General features: G+C 63.0%; 14 protein-coding genes. 5 read left to right on the top strand and 9 right to left on the bottom strand.

The features are described 5' to 3' along the window. From ASE89_RS18865 to ASE89_RS18845, 5 genes are all read right to left on the bottom strand, one after another. Window positions 1-2844 carry a TonB-dependent siderophore receptor gene (locus ASE89_RS18865; protein WP_082451775.1) on the bottom strand — a complete coding sequence of 948 codons (2844 nt, stop codon included), beginning with the start codon at window positions 2842-2844 and terminating at the stop codon, window positions 1-3. Between the two features lie 93 nt (window positions 2845-2937). Further along, on the bottom strand, window positions 2938-3885 hold the full coding sequence (locus ASE89_RS18860) for a FecR family protein (protein WP_056681071.1): 948 nt from the start codon (window positions 3883-3885) through the stop codon (window positions 2938-2940). Next, window positions 3869-4444: an RNA polymerase sigma factor gene (locus ASE89_RS18855; RefSeq protein ID WP_082451773.1), complete on the bottom strand. Its 576-nt coding sequence runs from the start codon at window positions 4442-4444 to the stop codon at window positions 3869-3871. The genes ASE89_RS18860 and ASE89_RS18855 overlap by 17 nt, the downstream gene beginning before the upstream one ends. A gap of 445 nt (window positions 4445-4889) precedes the next feature. Then, window positions 4890-6311 (bottom strand): OprO/OprP family phosphate-selective porin, encoded by a 1422-nt coding sequence (locus ASE89_RS18850; RefSeq protein ID WP_082451771.1) that lies wholly within the window; start codon window positions 6309-6311, stop codon window positions 4890-4892. 307 nt (window positions 6312-6618) lie between these two features. After that, window positions 6619-6891: a MarR family transcriptional regulator gene (locus tag ASE89_RS18845; protein WP_156363572.1), complete on the bottom strand. Its 273-nt coding sequence runs from the start codon at window positions 6889-6891 to the stop codon at window positions 6619-6621. A gap of 353 nt (window positions 6892-7244) precedes the next feature. Between ASE89_RS18845 and ASE89_RS18840 the strand changes: the two genes are divergently transcribed. Continuing rightward, window positions 7245-8750 (top strand): hypothetical protein, encoded by a 1506-nt coding sequence (locus tag ASE89_RS18840; RefSeq protein ID WP_156363571.1) that lies wholly within the window; start codon window positions 7245-7247, stop codon window positions 8748-8750. A 276-nt stretch (window positions 8751-9026) separates the two neighbouring features. On the opposite strand, the gene ASE89_RS18835 is transcribed toward ASE89_RS18840, so the two are convergent. The 3 genes from ASE89_RS18835 to ASE89_RS18830 are packed head-to-tail and all read right to left on the bottom strand — an operon-like array spanning window position 9027 to window position 9633. Next, on the bottom strand, window positions 9027-9305 hold the full coding sequence (locus ASE89_RS18835; protein ID WP_056475970.1) for a hypothetical protein: 279 nt from the start codon (window positions 9303-9305) through the stop codon (window positions 9027-9029). Beyond that, a complete protein-coding gene (locus ASE89_RS21485) occupies window positions 9302-9424 on the bottom strand; it encodes a hypothetical protein (RefSeq protein WP_268795091.1) in 123 nt (40 codons plus the stop codon). The genes ASE89_RS18835 and ASE89_RS21485 overlap by 4 nt, the downstream gene beginning before the upstream one ends. After that, complete coding sequence (locus tag ASE89_RS18830) at window positions 9421-9633, bottom strand: hypothetical protein (protein WP_156356918.1); 213 nt, start codon at window positions 9631-9633, stop codon at window positions 9421-9423. Before ASE89_RS18830 ends, ASE89_RS21485 begins: the two co-directional genes overlap by 4 nt. Window positions 9634-9747: 114 nt before the next feature. Here ASE89_RS18830 and ASE89_RS18825 point away from each other — a divergent pair, with 114 nt between their 5' ends. The 4 genes from ASE89_RS18825 to ASE89_RS20620 all read left to right on the top strand — a co-directional run bounded on the left by ASE89_RS18825 (window position 9748) and on the right by ASE89_RS20620 (window position 15062). Further along, window positions 9748-11850, top strand: a complete 2103-nt coding sequence (locus tag ASE89_RS18825; protein WP_056681059.1) for a TonB-dependent siderophore receptor — start codon at window positions 9748-9750, stop codon at window positions 11848-11850. A 704-nt stretch (window positions 11851-12554) separates the two neighbouring features. Beyond that, window positions 12555-13010, top strand: a complete 456-nt coding sequence (locus tag ASE89_RS18820) for a hypothetical protein (RefSeq protein ID WP_156363570.1) — start codon at window positions 12555-12557, stop codon at window positions 13008-13010. Between the two features lie 207 nt (window positions 13011-13217). Then, window positions 13218-14183, top strand: a complete 966-nt coding sequence (locus ASE89_RS18815; RefSeq protein ID WP_168427728.1) for an aspartyl protease family protein — start codon at window positions 13218-13220, stop codon at window positions 14181-14183. Between the two features lie 438 nt (window positions 14184-14621). Further along, a complete protein-coding gene (locus ASE89_RS20620) occupies window positions 14622-15062 on the top strand; it encodes a hypothetical protein (protein WP_156363568.1) in 441 nt (146 codons plus the stop codon). Window positions 15063-15423: 361 nt separating this feature from the next. Here the strand turns inward: ASE89_RS20620 and ASE89_RS21380 are convergent. Beyond that, a partial coding sequence (locus ASE89_RS21380) for a hypothetical protein (RefSeq protein WP_236701879.1) occupies window positions 15424-15653 on the bottom strand: 230 nt, incomplete at its 5' end.

The following is a 15653-nucleotide window of genomic DNA, read 5'->3' as shown; positions in this document are numbered from 1 at the left end:
TCAGAAATCGAAACGCACGCTCGCCACCGCGTTGCGGCCATTGATCGGACGCGCGAAATAGGTGTTCCGGCCGGTGTTCTCGACGAAGCCGCCCCGCGGGTTGCCCTCGGTCAGGCCGATCACGTTGCCGATATTCTCGACGCTCGCCGACAGCGACACGGCCTTGTCGACCCGGAACAGCACGCCGGCCGAAAACACCGAATACGCCGGCAGCTCGAGCGAATTGGACACATCGGCATAGATCTTCCCGATCCGCTTCCAGCTGCCATAGATCTCGCCGAGATTGTTCGGCAGGACGATCGCGGGGGTGACGTTGACGTTGAGCGACGGCGTCCGCTCGGGACGGTTGCCGCCAAAGCCCTGCACGGTTGCCCGCAGCGCGGGGTCGATCGTGTTGAGGTCGACAACCACGCCGTTGCGCCGCGCGATCAGCTCGCCGATGCTGATGCTCGAATCCTGGATCACGCCGCTTGCCTGCAGCCGGAACCACGTGGTCGGCCGCAGCGTCACGTCGAATTCGCCGCCATAGACCTTGATCCCCGAATTGGCGGTCAGCTGCTGCGTGATAGCCACGCCGCCGACGGTCGAGGTGATGTCGCGCGACTGCGGGTAATCGAGGAACTTGGTGTAGAAGCCGGTCACCGACGCCTGCAGGAAGCCGCTCGAATAGCGCACGCCGCCTTCCGCGAAGCGCAGGTTGGTCGGCGTATTCTGTTCCTGCGCCTGGAACCCGGTGGCATAGCGCCCATAGACCGCAAGCCGCGGGGTGATCAGATAGTTCGCACCCAGCGTCCACGCGACCTTGTTGAACTCGCGCCGCTGCGCCGTGTAGGTGCCGGCAAAGCTGTTGCTGATATAGTTGTTGGCGATGATGTTGTCGTTGTCGACCAGCAGGTTGCCGGCCGCATCGAACGTCCCCGAGCCCGCGATCGGCGCACGGTTCAGCGCGTCGCCCGCCAGCCGGTTGAAGACGAAATGCTCGAACCGGGCGCCGCCGTCAATCCGCAGCTTGTCCCAAAGGGTCAGCTGATCGGTGGCATAGGCCGAGATCGAGCTGAACTTGGCGCGGCTGGGGCCTTCGCCGAACGTGCCATAGGTCAGGAAGCCGTTCTCGGTCAGCGATCCGACGACGTTATTGGCCGCATTCAGCGCGACCACGTCGACCCGGCGCGCGCGATCCTGGACGTCGGTCAGGAAGGTCGAGGCACCGATCGCATCGTTGTAGCGGCTCGACCGCGTGAACAGCCCGCCCAGCGTCAGCGCGTTGGTCGGCGTCTGCCAGGTGATGCCGGTATCGCTGGTGAACTCCTTCACCGAGGCGCGATTGCGCCCGATCACGCTTTCGGCGACCAGCCCGTTGCCGTTGATCGCGTTGAGCGCCGCGGTCCCGGTGATGACCTGTCCCGTATCGACATAGCGGATGCCGAGCCTGTTCGCGCCCTGCGGTGCGAACCGCGCGAGCGTCTGCGCGCTGGTCGGGTTGTTCGCGAGCCGGTCCGACGCGAGCCCCAGTCCGGAATTGTCGTAGGAGAAGATCGAATTGAAGTCGGTCCCGAAATTCGTGTAGCGGCCGCGCGCGAAGACATTGAAGTCGGTGCCGATGTCCTGCGTCAGGTCATAGCCATAGGATTGCGCCTTGGTGTGGACCCCGTCCTCCAGGTCGATCGGCTGGAACGACCGCCCGGTGGTCGGCGAGGTGCGCGTGCGGACGAGCGCGAAGTCGCGGCTCTGGAGCAGCCCGTGCTTGGCGGACAGCCCGGGGATCGACTTCGGATCGCCGACCCCGGTCAGCGGGATGCCGACATAGAAGATATTGCTGTCGTCGACGACCTTGGCGGACAGCGTCAGCTTGCCGCCGGTCCAGCGCTGCGCGACGGCCCCGCGGAAGACGAACCCGTGGTTCGCGTCATAGCCGGGATCGCGGATGCCGTCGTCCTTGCGATAGAACCCGCCGACCGAGATCGCGGTGTTCTCCGCGATCGGCTTGGTCATGAACGCGTCGACGCGCGCGGTGCCGAAGCTCGACGTGGTCAGCTGGAACGTGCCGCCCGACGTGTCGAAATCGGGTTTGCGCGTGATGAAGTTCACCGTCGCGCCCGCGCCGTTGACGGTCAGCACGCCCGACGAGCCCGAGCGGACCGCCTCGAGCCGGTCGATCGAGACCTCCTGCTTCAGGATCGTGTCGCTGAGCGCATTGATGTAGAAGACGGGCAGCCCGTCCTCCTGCAGCTGCACGAACTGCTGGCCGCCACCGGCAAGGCCGCGGACCGAGAAGTTGTTCGAGACCTCGCCGCCCGATCCTTCGACGAACACGCCGGGGATCAGCTCGAGCGCCTGCGCGGTCGAGCGCGGCGCCTTGCGGTCGAGGTCCTCGCGGGTCGCGACGGTGACGGCGGACGATGAGGTCAGGACGGTCTGGCCACGCGCCCGCGTGCCGGTGACGACGATCTCGTCGAGTTCGTTGTTCGCCTGCTGCGTCTCGGGCTGGACGCCAACCGGGGTCGCGGGGTCGGTCTGCGATACTTGCGACGCGGCGGCGATACCGGTCGCGAGCACGGCGGTGCGGCCGTCGAACGACACGAGCCGCATCCCGGCGGCGGTCGCGATCCGGCGAAGCCCGTCTGTGACCGCCAGCGTGCCGCGGATCGCGACGATCCGCCGACCGCGCGTGGCGTCCTCGGGCGCGATGATCTGGATACCGGCTTGGCGTGCGAAGGCGACGATACCGGTCGATGCAGGCTGTGCTGCGACGTCGAAGCTGCGGGTCTGCCCAAACGCGATTGCTGGCGCCACGGCGACCACAGCGCTGGCCAGCGCCAGCCCCGCATATACTTGTGAACGCATGCTATTCCTCCCCTGCGATGTCCCGAACGCGTCTTCAGCGCGCCTAGGACTAGAGATGCGTCGCCGACGGTTTTCCGTCAGAACATCGCGGAATTATTCGATAATGCGCAGATCGCCGTCATCGCGCTCGATCCGCGCCCCCGTCATCGCCGCGGCCGAGCGCGCGAACCCCTCCATGTCGTCGGTCCGGAACCAGCCGACGATCCGGCGATCCGCGAGCGACGCCTCGACCGACAATTGCCGTCGGTTGTACCGGTTGAACTCGGCCGCGGCATCGGCGAGCGTCATGCCGTCGAGCACGATCTCGCCCTTCCGCCACGCCAGCGTTTCCGCAGGCCTCGCGGTCGACACGATCGTCTCGGCGGTACCGGACGCGTCCGCGACGACCGCATGCTTGCCCGCGTCGAGCGTGACGAACCGTTCGGGCGCTGCCACCGACCAGACCCGAACGCGCCCCTCGGTCACCGTCACCTCGGCGCGCCCGACATGGCGCCGCACGGCAAAGGCCGTACCCACCGCTCGCACGCGGACGTCGCCCGCCGAGACGATGAACGGTCGTGCATGATCCTTCGCGACCGCGAACCAGGCTTCGCCGTCGTCGAGCGCAACCGCGCGCTGCTCGAGCGTCATCCGGACATGCGTCCGGCTCGCGGTGTTGAGGACGATCGTCGAGCCGTCGTCGAGCCTGGCGATACGCCGCTCGCCGACCGCGGTGGCCAGCGCCGTATCGCCCCGCGTCCTCAGCCAGATCGCACCGGCCGCGGCAGCCACAACCGCCAGCCCCCCGCCGGCCGCCAGCACGCGACGGCGTGACCATGACGAGTCCGTCTCGAACGCGTCGTACACCGACCCGTCGTTCACCCTATCCGCGTCGATCCCGCTCCACACCGCACGGACGCGCAACAACGCGCCGGCGTGATGCGGATGCTCCGCGCACCAGTCCTCGATCGCGCGTGCCAGATCCGCATCGTCCGGCGCCCGGTCGAGCCGAGCAACCCACCGCGCCGCAGCCGTTTCGATCGCGTCAAGCTGGTCGGGCATGACGGCTCCTCACGGTGCGGGCAGGTAGGTCGGCACGGTCTTCCGCCGAAAGTCCGTTCAATATGGTCTTCAATCCTCGTGCCAAGTCATTCTCGACGATGGTTTCGGTGATCCCGAGCGTGCACGCGATATCCCTCTGCGACAGTCCTTCGACCTTGCGCATGCGGAAGATCGTCCGGCTACGTTCGGGAAGGTCGGCGAGCAGACGCTCCACATGTGAGAGCAGTCCCCGTCCGGCAACGATCCGTTCGGGCGACAGATGATCGGCCGCCAGCGCCGCCTCGAGATCGGCGCTGCTCCCGACGGCATCGATCCGCACGACCCGCGCCCGCCGCAATTCGACAAGAACGACGTTGCGCGCCGTCTGGAACAGATAGCGTCGCGGATCTTCGACCCGCCTGAAATCGGGGAGCGCCGCCAGCCTGCAATAGGATTCCTGGACGACGTCATCGACATCGATGCCCGGGAACCCGGCACGGAGCCACCGACGGAGCGCAGGTTCATACGGCAAGATCTCCCGCGCGACCCACGTCACAAGCTCGGTACTCAAACGCGTCATGTCACTCCCTAGCCGTAGCATGGATGCTCGGCGTGGATACTTCCGTCACGTCTAACCGAAATTTCGAAGGCCATTAAAGCCGTCCGATAACCAATGAGCCTTTCCCGCATGGTCGAACTAAAATGATACGTGATCGTTCTCGAGGATTTGCACTCCGGCTGTTTTGGGCCGCGACAATGTGACCCACAATCGGACGCTCACGCTCCTGCCCTCGCTTTTCAACTGCGAAGGCTAATTCATCCGCGCGTTTAGGCCGATTTAAAGCGCGGCCGTCGGCTCGCGAATGTCGACGGAAGGCCGACCGTTCGCGTTCGAGGGCGGCAACAACGATGACAGACATTTTGACGCTACTGTCCATCCACTTCGGGAAATCCAACCGAAAGGTAGTGAGAGGAATGCCGGTTTTCGTGCGTAGGTACTAACGGCGTTTCATCGACCCTAGCCGTCAAAACACGATCTCCCCCCTGATCACGGCGCTGACCCCGCGATCACGGCCGGGGAAGTCGCCGATCGGATTGAGGATATTGTACCGCACAAGGTTGAGTTTGAATCCGGCCCAGTTGTTGAGGTACCAGTTCGCTCCGAGCGTCGTAAAGCTTCCGCGCCCGCCGAACGGTGCGTCGGTCTGGTCCTCGCGGTCGTAGCGCAGGAGCAACTCGAAAGCGCCCAGCCCTCCGTTGGTCACCGACGAGTGGACCTCGGGCCGGTGCCATACGCCTTCGCTGCTGGACAGAGGGGGCGCCTCGCCAGTCAGGAACAGACCACCACTCAGCGACCAGGCATCTTGTTTGAAACGGCCGGTCGACGACGTGCGGATGTGTCGCTCGCCATATTCCCCGGAAAACCAAGCCGAGCCGACTACCCCGGCCGCCTCGACTCCGAAGGCGTCGATCGAGCGCGGATCGCGGATCAAGCCGGGCAGCACGGCGATGTTCTGGTTGAAGTTCGAGCCCTCGACGTCCCCTTCGGCAAGCAGACCGACATTGTCGTTGATGCGCTCGTGAAAGCCCCAGCCGCCTAGGTGCAGGAAGCCGAATTCGCCGCGCAGCGGCACCACATGGCCGCGGCCTATAACGACAAGGCTGTCATTGCGCGTGCCGTCATTGGACCCCTCGCCTTCGCCCTTGACGTTGAGGCTGAGGTGACCCCGCTCGCCGGCAAGCGAAGCGAACACGCCAACGCCGTAGCTGCCGCCTTGTGGCGCAATCAGGTTGGCGACCGTATTGCGTTCGGCAAAGGGGATCGAGGTCAGCGACGTCGCACCGTCGAGAGACCGGTCATTGAGCTTGTTCCCCGCCAGCAGACGCAGACCACCCAAGCCGATATCCTTCTCGTACCCGAACCAGGCGTCGCGGATCGTGACTTCATCGCCGGCGAAATCGATCTCCGTACGGTAGGCGAAATCGCCGATGCCGCCGTCAGCGCCAAGGCGGACGAGACGCAGCTCCGTCCCGGAAATGTTGCGATCCGGGAAGCGCGAGCCCGAGCTTGTCGAGCCGTCGGCTAGCACGCGCAAACGAGGACGGAAGGTGAACCGCCCATCGGCCCTCTCGATCGACGGCACGCCGTGATCCCAGGTGACCGGTGATACGGAGGTCATCGATGCCGAAGCGGAAGAGGCCGGGGCGAGCAACGGTGCTCGCGCAACCGCCGCAACACGCGGCGCCCCGCTCTCGTCACGTCCAGTAGTGTCATCACGCGCTTCGACCGCACGCAACCGGGTAGATAGGGCCTCGATCTGTCGGGCCTGCTTGTCCACCAAGGCGCGAAGCGCCGCCACTTCGCCATCTTGGGCAAACGCGGGCTCCGCCATCACAACCGTGGCCACCGCGCAGCCAGACATAAGTGCGTGAACGATCCGGCTCATGATAATTCCTGCCCGCCTCTGAAGGCCCGCCGTCTGGACCCCTTCCACATACGCGTGTCACCCGCACATCGCCGTAGTTCGCCTAATGACTAAATGTTTGGTTAGATCAAGTACTTAGTTGACTAGTGCAGTTGTATGCTTGCCACGCAGCACGTCGGCGGCCAGCGGCTATGGATCAAATGACGCTTCGTCAGCACACCATTCGGACGCGCGTCCTTCGCCTGCGTGACAATTTTAGCAGCGGGGTATCCGCCCCTGCACCACATGCAGACTATGTCATGACGAACCCGCGAGTTTGCGGCTACCTCTAGCCGTGTGCCGTCAAAAGGATCGATCGATAGGGCAGGCTTTCGACCAGCCCCTCGCCTTGTAGCCGCTTAACTACCTTTGCCGTGGTCCCCTGGATAATGCCAAGATGCTCAGCGAGATCAGTCAGCCGCGCCTCCCCGATCATGCTGATTAGGTCGCCGATCAGTTCGATGTAATCCTCTGCGGCCTTGCAGTGAACCCTCGCGGAACGGTTGAGCGTTAGTACCACCGAACGAGGGTAAGTCTGTTGATGATTGAAACCCTGAGCCAAGCCGTCCTGGCATCTGCAATACTCTCGGTAGCCTTTACCGCTTGCTTAGCAGTGTGGGTGCGTCGCACCGCAGGCTAGGTCTCGCTCTCGTCGGTTCAGGACCCACTTCCAGACACTCGCGGCCGCCAGCGCCCTCCCCACCTTCGGACGTTCGTTCAGCCCGAGCACGGAACGTTGTTGCCCTCTCGTTTGGTGAGTCAAAGGTGTATTAAACCCGTCCAGAGAAAGGCTGCCATTCAATGGTACGATATTCATCGCTATTAGGCGTCGCGCTGCTCGCGCTCGCGCCCACCCGAGCGGGCGCGGATATGACGGCGACTTACCAGCGGCCTGGTGCGGTAAGCACAGCAGGCGTGCTCACCATAGAGGTCGCGTCAAACGGCGACGTTCGAGCCGGGAACGACGATCGCGGCTACTATCTTTGGAAAAACGGCGAAGGATACGAGGTCAGACCCGGGCCGGGCGGCCCGACGGTGATCCGGACGGCGGACACCGCTGCGGCTCGCGCGGGCATACGTCCCGTGTCGGAGATCATGCAACCCTGGCTGCCGGTCGACACAGTGTCGATCAACGGCCGGAAGGGCACCCGCTACTTCATCAGCGGCGTTAGCCACAATCCCGGTGCCATGCCGCTGGTCATCAGCCGCGATCCTTCGCTGGCAATGCTCGCGGCCGGTCACCGGCGCCTCGCGGCAATGCAGGAGAGCAGCTTCCCGGGTGCCGACAGTCCGGAGCGCGTCAGCTTTCGCGAGGTGATCGCACAGGGTGCTCCGATCGACCTCCTTGGCTCGCAACTGGTCTCGATCAGCACCGCCGCCATCCCATCGACGCGCTTCCGCGTTCCGGCCGCCCCTGTGTCCGCCGCTCTCGTGCGCGAGCATCAAGCGGCCGTGCGCGCAGCGACGAACCCTGCGGCCCCAACTCCGGAGGATATGCTGCGCGGACAGGACCGCTTCATCAAGCGAGCGGTCTGGGCCTCTGATCGCCTGTGGCTGCTTACCGAGCGCGGCACACTGTCGAGCGTCGCACCGGGAGAGATCAACCGCCGCACTGAGGCGACGCCCGGGCTGCCGGCCGACATCTGCGTCGCGAGCGCCGCACTGGTCATCCTCGGCGTGGATGGCCAGATGTCCCGCCTCGAGGATCGTTCCTGGCACGCGATGCAACGCCTGGACCTGAACGGGGAAGCGGTTCAGGCTCTGAGCTGCACCGACCAACGGGTGATTGCGGTGAGCCGGAACCGCCTCGTGGTCAGCGCGGGCGGGCGGCAACGCACCGTCCCCCTCTCGGCCCCGCTCACCGGTCCCATCGTACGAACGGCGCCCTTCGATACCGGCACGACCCTGTTGCTGGGGCTCGCGAAGGGAGAGTGGGGTGGCGGCCTCGAGCGCATCGATACAAATACGGGCGCGGTCAGTGAAGTCCCCGGACTTGGCGGCCCGATCAACGGCGTGGGACCCGAACCTGGCCACCCGGGCTGCGTCGTTGCCACCGTCGGCCTAGTTCACTTCTTTCCCAGCGGACAGGTGGTCGAGGCGTGCGGCGACAAGGTCCGACGCCTCTACTACAAACCGTACACAATGCAGAAGAGCTGGCCTGCCGATCCACCGAAATTGCCTTTTGAGACAGTGCCCTTCTACGCACTGACGGCCGCTGCCGATCGCTTGTGGGTAGCGGGTGGAGACGGGCTCTACGCGATCACCGCCGGCCGCCCGATCACTTTCAAAATCATGCCACCGTTCGAGCAGATCGACGGAGTGGATATCAGCTTTGCCGTACCCGGGCTGGCGCTCGTGCGCACTGACATCGACGCTCATGTCTCGCTTAGCGGCGGTGCTCCCCTCCTCGTCGCCCGCTGAATCACCGCTTCAGCGAACTGGACCCAGTTCCGGACGCTCAGCCGAGATTTCGCGCCTCCCAGTTCCGGACATCTGTTCATATCGGCTATACGCGTCGACAAGCGGCGCTTTACAGGAGGAAGTGGAGCAAAGCGGTTGCTCACGCGTCCCGGCGGAACCGCAGCTCGCGATGGGATTGGACATTACTGATTGCGAATGGTGCTGACTGCGAATGCCTGATTCTGGACTGAGAACGGAATGGCCGCTCAAGTCCGCAGCAAGCTGGCTCAGCCGCAGCTAATCTGTTCGGTCCTGAGTTCGCGCAGCAGCACTGGCTGCTGCGGCCCAACCCATAAGCCCGATCCCACCCAGCCACACCATGAAGGCAGCGCTGTCGCCGAGCAACGCGCAGGCGAAGCCGGGAACGCACGCTGCGGCGACCAACATCGCGCGTGGCTGGCTCGCGGCCCGGTCACGGTCGCCGGTGGCGCGCCGCCGCTTCGGATCGCCGATGCACAATAGGATCACCGGAAACGCCGAGAGCAGCAATGCGCCCAGCGCGACAGCGATCGTCATGCCTCGACCGGGTCCAGGATCAGCCCGTATCCCCGCGACGCACGCGGCCACATCGTCCGGCAGTCGCGGACCAGCCATGCGCCACCGATCACGAACGCGAGGTCGAGCGCCGCAATCACCGGCTGGCCGGCGCGATCGCCTCAGCCCAGCCAGGGCCGCCGGCGGCGAACAAACGCAGCAGCGGCAGCGTGAGCATGACGCCGCCCGTCGCGACCTTGAGCATGGTGGTCAACACGGCGTTGCTGCGCGCCACGGCGCCCGCAAGGATCGCGGCGCCCGCGGCGATAAGGAACGCCGTCATGGTCCAGTAGACCGCCGCGGTCGCCACGAAGGACCGCATAAATGCAGCGAATTATACTGGCAAGCTTAATGCTATTGATAATCTGTCGCAACGATATAGGAGCGCCCACAATCGAACTGGAACGAGACGAAGGGGCGGAATATGGGGAAGTTGATCGTTGCGGCCGGTATGGCGAGCGTGCTGGCCAGTTCTGCGGCCTGGGCGCAGGATGCGGAGCCGGTAGCGCCGGATAACGAAATCGTGGTGACCGGCACCATCGCCGGCACGAAGACCGAAACCCCGCTGATCGAGCTGCCGCAGCCGCTAACCGTCATCACGGCGGACCAGTATCTGTCGCAGGGCGCGATCAACATCAGCGACACGGTAAAGTACGCCGCCGGCGTCCTCGCCAATCCCTATGGCCGCGATACGCGAGTCGACGGCTTCAACGTGCGCGGCATCAGCGCGCTGCAGTTCCGCGACGGCATGCGCGACATCTTCTCCTATTATGCCAGCATCCCCTCGGACCCGTATAATTTCTCGCGGGTCGAGATCGTACGCGGCCCGGCATCGGTGCTGTTCGGCCAGGGCTCGATCGGCGGTCTCGTCAACCTCGTCTCCAAGACGCCCGAGTTCCGCACCGGCGGCGAGCTGAACCTCGTCTATGGCAGCTATGACCGCAAGGAGGCGCTAGGGGATGTCAACCTGGCGCTCAGCGACACGCTGGCGATCCGTGCGGTCGGCCGCGTGCGCGATTCCGACACCTTCATCGATCATGTTCCCGACGACCGCGTGATGTTCGCGCCGTCGATCCGCTGGCAGCCGACGCCGGATACCGACCTGATCCTGACCGGCCTGTACCAGAAGGACGACACCGGCTCGACCTCGCAGTTCCTGCCGATCGTCGGCACCTTCGCGCCCAATCCCGACAATCCGGGCGGGCGGCTCGATCCCTACACCTTCGTCGGCAAGGCCGGCTGGGACCGCTATGCCGGCCGCTCGCTCCAGGGTGGCGGAACGCTGATCCACCGCTTCTCGGACACTCTTCGTATCAGCCTGAAGGCACGATACATCGACAGCGACCTCGAATATTTCACCCATTACGCTGACAGCTATACCAACCCGACCAATCCGTTCGCAGTCTACGGCACCGATGGCCGCACCATCGGGCTGTACGCCGAAGCCAGCGATGCGCGAATGAACGTCTTCTCGACCGACAACAACGTCCAGTTCAAATTCAACACCGGCGCGGAGATCGAGCACACGCTGCTGGCTGGTCTCGACTATAGCTGGAACAAGGTCGGCAAGCGGTTCGCGACCACGGCGCTGGAGACGGTCGATCTCTACGACATCGATTATGATGCGCTGCAGACCTACGACCCCGGCGGCCCGTTCGCCTATGATTCGCAGAAGCAGCTCGGCGTCTATCTCCAGGACCAGATCCGCTTCTTCGACCGCGTCTCGGTGATCGTCGGCGCCCGCCGCGACCATGTGACCAACTCCTCGGGCCAGGAGGACAATGCCACCACCTTCCGCGCCGGCATCATCGGCGAGGTCGGCGCCGGCTTCTCGCCCTTCTTCAGCTACACCGAAAGCTTCCTGCCGATCGCCGGCCGGCTGACCGGGCCCGGTGGCGTCCCGACCGCCCCCTTCAAGCCGCAGATGGGCACGCAATATGAGGCCGGGCTGAAGTGGCAGCCCGATCTCCGGACGCTGGTCACCGTGACCGGTTTCAAGATTAAGGAGCGCAACCGCGTCCTCTATCTGGCGAACAACGTAACGACCCAGTCCGGCGAATTGTCCACCAAAGGCGTCGAGTTTGAGGCGAGCCGCGTCCTGCCGGGCAATTTCGAGCTGCTGCTGAACTATGGCTACAGCCAGCTCGATTCCGAGGTAAACACCAGTCTCGACTATATGCCGCGGCACACCGCGTCGATTTGGTCGACAAAGACCTTCGGCGACACCAGCGAACCGCAGCTGAGGCTCGGCGCAGGCGTGGTGTATAGCGGGGAGAGCAAGTCGACCGGGACGCTCGATCCCTACGGTCTGAACGCCGCAATCGCTCCCGGCACGTTGTACACGGTCGTCACCCCGTCGCGCACGACGGTCGACGCGCTCGCGGAGATCAGCTGGGACAAATGGCGCCTGGCGATCAACGCGACCAACCTGCTGGACAACCGTGGTTTCGCCTCCTGCCTCGCGCGTGGCGACTGCTTCATGGCCGCCCCGCGCAACGTTATGGTAACGCTGGGCTTTCGGTTCTAGCGGGCGACGGCTTGGCATCACTGCTCGGCGGCATGGATGCCCGCGTGGCCAACGCCACCCCGGTTGGTTCTCCTGCGGTAGAACCAACCGGACTACCAGCGCATCACGGTCAATTGGGCCCTGTTCGTTTCAGCTTACCCATCGGTGCCTCTAACCGATTTGTACGGAGGACCGCATTCAGGGACGGTCGAGAACGTCGCAAGCGGCCAGTTCGGACCCGTTCTGCCTGTCCGGTTTGTGCCACGCGAACGGAAGAATCTGTCAGGAGCAGCCGTTCGCCGGCTAACGCAGCGATGGCTTGAAGTGGTCGGAAGCCGCCGCGATCGCCAAGACCCATAGTCGGCCATTCCCGCCCTCTCCCCCGCTTCCCAGAATCGGACGTTGACGCCCCTTCCCTCGCTTCCCGACTTTGGACGCTGGTTCATCTTTGCGAATGACCGATGTTGAAGCCCGGCTTTCCGCTCGCGAAGGGAAGGAAAGCGGACCTTCCGCTTTGGGCGCCAGGCCGCAGGAAACCGACCACTGAACGGGTATCTTAGATGCATCAGTCTTTTGCATCGCCGCAGCCCCCGGTTTCCTGCCGTGCTTAGGCTAATGCGAAATCGGTGATTTCTGCATCAGGGCATCGATGGCGATCACTGTTGGCTAAGTGGCATTCGATGATAGTCTCCATGCTTGCTGCGTCACTGCAAAGGGCCTTATCCATGATTGCCGTCCTCACTGCTCTCCTGCTTCCGATCATGCCTCTCGAAGGCTCTGCGAAGTGGGATATTGCGGGAATGACCCCGAGCCGCCCTGCGATCACTTATTACGAGGAAGGCAAGCCAAGCTTCGTGATGACGTGCAGCGGTACGCAAACCACCGTTCAGGTTAGAGGATTCACAGCCGCGCAAAAATGGCCGCAGCCTGCGATGTCCTTGAAGTTTGGTACCACTACGCGTTCTGCAAATCCCGATCTAAGAATGATCGGAGATCAAACGGCCTTCGAATTCCAGTTTGCGATCAGCGATCCCGTACTGTTGGCACTGAAGAACGGCGCTCCGCTAGTTGCGACGTACAATGGCAAGTCGCGCAGTTTCCCAGTAGCGCCTGCCCTATTTCGCCAAGAATTTGCGGATAAGTGTTCCGCCCTCGTCCCGCCGGGAATGCGCGCGAGCTGATAGCGCTCACGATAACCGACGCTGCGTGCGCCATGACATGATACAAAGATTTGAGACGTGCATCGCGACCCTCGCAGTTTGGCCATTTCCGGCGCGCTGTATATCCTGTGATTTTAGCTTTCGTTGAGCGGCGCGATGGTGGCAACCGGGTGTCAGGTCAGATACCAACTTTGTCATCCTGCTGCGCGATGGGGACAAGGAAGAGCGATGTTGATGACCCGTCCTCGTAGCGTGCCGCGGTTTTCACGCTTGGCACTTCTCCTCATACCGGGATTGTTCTTCGCCTTTTCTGCACCGGTTCGTGCCCAAAGCGGTTCTACGACAACTGCCGGAAGTGCAGCCCCGGAAAGACGTTTTGCTCTCACATTTACGTCTGGTGCGTCCTGGTCGCCGTCGTCGATCGAGGTCCATCAAGGGCTTGTTCTGTTCAAGGCCTGGATCAATGGGCGTGATGCGACCGTCCTGCTCGATAATGGCGCAGCCAATACTTTCGTGGATGCGGGATTCATCCGGCGAGCGGGCGGCTCGCCCGGCCAAGATTCCTATTCAGCGCAGACAGGGAGCACTACCCTTCAGGGCTATCCGGTCAAGGACGTCACGTTCGTAGTACCGAACCAAGTTCGCATTGCGGGAACGCTTGTCGCGCTGGACCTTGCACCTTTCTCCAAGATCGTTGGCCGCCCCATCGACGCGGTTCTCGGAGCTGATGTCATGCGTCATCTGGCCGTGATGGTTCGCCCCATCGACAAGACACTTTATCTGGTCCGCACCGGCAAGATGACGCCCAAAAACGGGGCGCGGGCCTTCGTCATCCCGATCATCGAGGGGAACAATGTCGAGGCTGCGATCAACGGCAAGCCGGTCCGGCTCGCGATCGATCTCGGGTCAAACGGAATCATTCAACTATCCCGACAGGCATGGAGCCAAGTCATACCGGCACAGACTGCGACATCCACGCAGCAGGTTAGCGGGGGAGATGGTGTTGTTCAGGCCTTGAAGGCGGTGTCCAATGCATCATTCCAGCTCGGTGCGGTCAGGGCGGATAATGTTACCGTCACAACGGGTGCGACGCTGCCGGTTGAAACGCAGGGGCTGCTTGGCACCGCGTTCTTGTCGAAGTTCAACATCATTCTCGACCTCGGACAGAAAAAGCTGATCCTGCTCCCCCTGTGAACGCTGCCGCTAGATGGTGGCATTCTGATCGCAATATCTGTCGCCGCTTGATGGGCTGGCTTTCTCGGTAGCGAAGCCGTGGAGGAACGCTGTACGCGGGCCGCTGTCCAGCGACCGCCGCCTTCGGGATCGACAACCAACCTACGCTAGCGACCGGCCTGGGGAACGCCGGCCCCCGCTACGTGTGATGCAAAACTTTTGATTTTTGCATCAGGAATGTCCGGGATGGTAAGGAAAGCGGCCCGTCCGCTATTGGGAAGGCAGATGGCATTAGCGGACGTCCACTGACGCTGCGGCCTTTCCCAAAAAGGATCGAGAATTGGGAAACCTCAAGATCGTCAAGGTTGGTGGCTCACAACGAACCCAGTGGCAGCATTAGCGGATTAGTAGCACATCATCGTCCACTACCTGTTCAATGGCCGGGCAAGGTCACATCAAATGCTAAGCTATCGCACCCTCGTCGCCGCTGCATTGGCATTCGCAGTCGGTGCGTGTGGCACCGCATCTTCCGAAACGCCCAACAGTTCCAAGCCCGCGCACTGCATTGCGGCGTTCAATTATGGCAGGCAATTGGCGCTAGCTGGCCCTAGTCCAAAGCTATCTCTCGCAGTTCAATCGACGGCCCGAGCCTTGTTTGAAGGTAAGCGGATGGAAGCAAACGGGACATTTGCCACCGGCGAGAAGGAAGGAGCAGCCCTTCTCAAAGATCATGGGCACGATCCGGACATCATGATGCCTTTGTTGCTTGAATGCTCAAAGAGGCAGGACGCTGATCCTGCGTATCGCGCAATGAACGACAATGGGCAGCTAATGGCGGCAGCCCGAAAGACTGATCCAGCCTGCCGTTCCGATGCGGCGTGCCTTAACGCGACGGAATAGGCTGAATCAGTCCTCCTCACCCGTTCCCGATTAGGAACGTCTGGCGGGAACCTCGCCGTCTCGATCGCGCTGACGGACGCTTGCGGGTTTCGCTTTCCCAAAATCCGTTCCCAATTGCTCTTTCCCGAAATGGCCAACCGGAGACGGAGAAACGGGAAAGATCGCGCTGAACGAATGACCGTTATCTGGCGCCCGGATCGCCAGCCTGAACGTCCGGGTGTGGGCGAACGTACCCTTCACTTGCTGCGTACGGCCAGACCCATACCCGGACATTCGCGCTACGTCCGCAGCTCCCCAACTTCAGACACTCATTCGTATCTGTGCGGGTAGCAATTTTAGTACGATTTCGACAGAAAAGCGGTCAGTCCACATCCGCTAAGGCAACAGCGATAGCTGACATTAAGTCGTCGCCGCCTTTTCCATAAAGATTGGATTGTGGGAAGGCGGCTACGCCGCCGCAATCGGGAGGCATCGCGCTTAAGCCACCGAACAGTCCGTTACCCCGCTGCGTCAGGACATGCTCGACGACATGGCGATGCGTTCGATGTGCCCTCGCCATGAGGATCGGTGCAGCATAAGACTGCGTGATGA

This window comes from Sphingomonas sp. Leaf30, from assembly GCF_001422525.1.
Classification (GTDB): domain Bacteria; phylum Pseudomonadota; class Alphaproteobacteria; order Sphingomonadales; family Sphingomonadaceae; genus Sphingomonas; species Sphingomonas aerolata.
This window is presented reverse-complemented; position numbering and strand designations above follow the sequence as displayed.

Excerpts from the sequence above, each read along its gene's own strand:
- ASE89_RS18865 (WP_082451775.1), bottom strand. The coding sequence starts at position 2,844 with ATGCGTTCACAAGTATATGCGGGGCTGGCGCTGGCCAGCGCTGTGGTC.
- ASE89_RS18860 (WP_056681071.1), bottom strand. The coding sequence starts at position 3,885 with ATGCCCGACCAGCTTGACGCGATCGAAACGGCTGCGGCGCGGTGGGTT.
- ASE89_RS18855 (WP_082451773.1), bottom strand. The coding sequence starts at position 4,444 with ATGACGCGTTTGAGTACCGAGCTTGTGACGTGGGTCGCGCGGGAGATC.
- ASE89_RS18850 (WP_082451771.1), bottom strand. The coding sequence starts at position 6,311 with ATGAGCCGGATCGTTCACGCACTTATGTCTGGCTGCGCGGTGGCCACG.
- ASE89_RS18835 (WP_056475970.1), bottom strand. The coding sequence starts at position 9,305 with ATGACGATCGCTGTCGCGCTGGGCGCATTGCTGCTCTCGGCGTTTCCG.
- ASE89_RS18825 (WP_056681059.1), top strand. The coding sequence starts at position 9,748 with ATGGGGAAGTTGATCGTTGCGGCCGGTATGGCGAGCGTGCTGGCCAGT.
- ASE89_RS18820 (WP_156363570.1), top strand. The coding sequence starts at position 12,555 with ATGATTGCCGTCCTCACTGCTCTCCTGCTTCCGATCATGCCTCTCGAA.
- ASE89_RS18815 (WP_168427728.1), top strand. The coding sequence starts at position 13,218 with ATGTTGATGACCCGTCCTCGTAGCGTGCCGCGGTTTTCACGCTTGGCA.
- ASE89_RS20620 (WP_156363568.1), top strand. The coding sequence starts at position 14,622 with ATGCTAAGCTATCGCACCCTCGTCGCCGCTGCATTGGCATTCGCAGTC.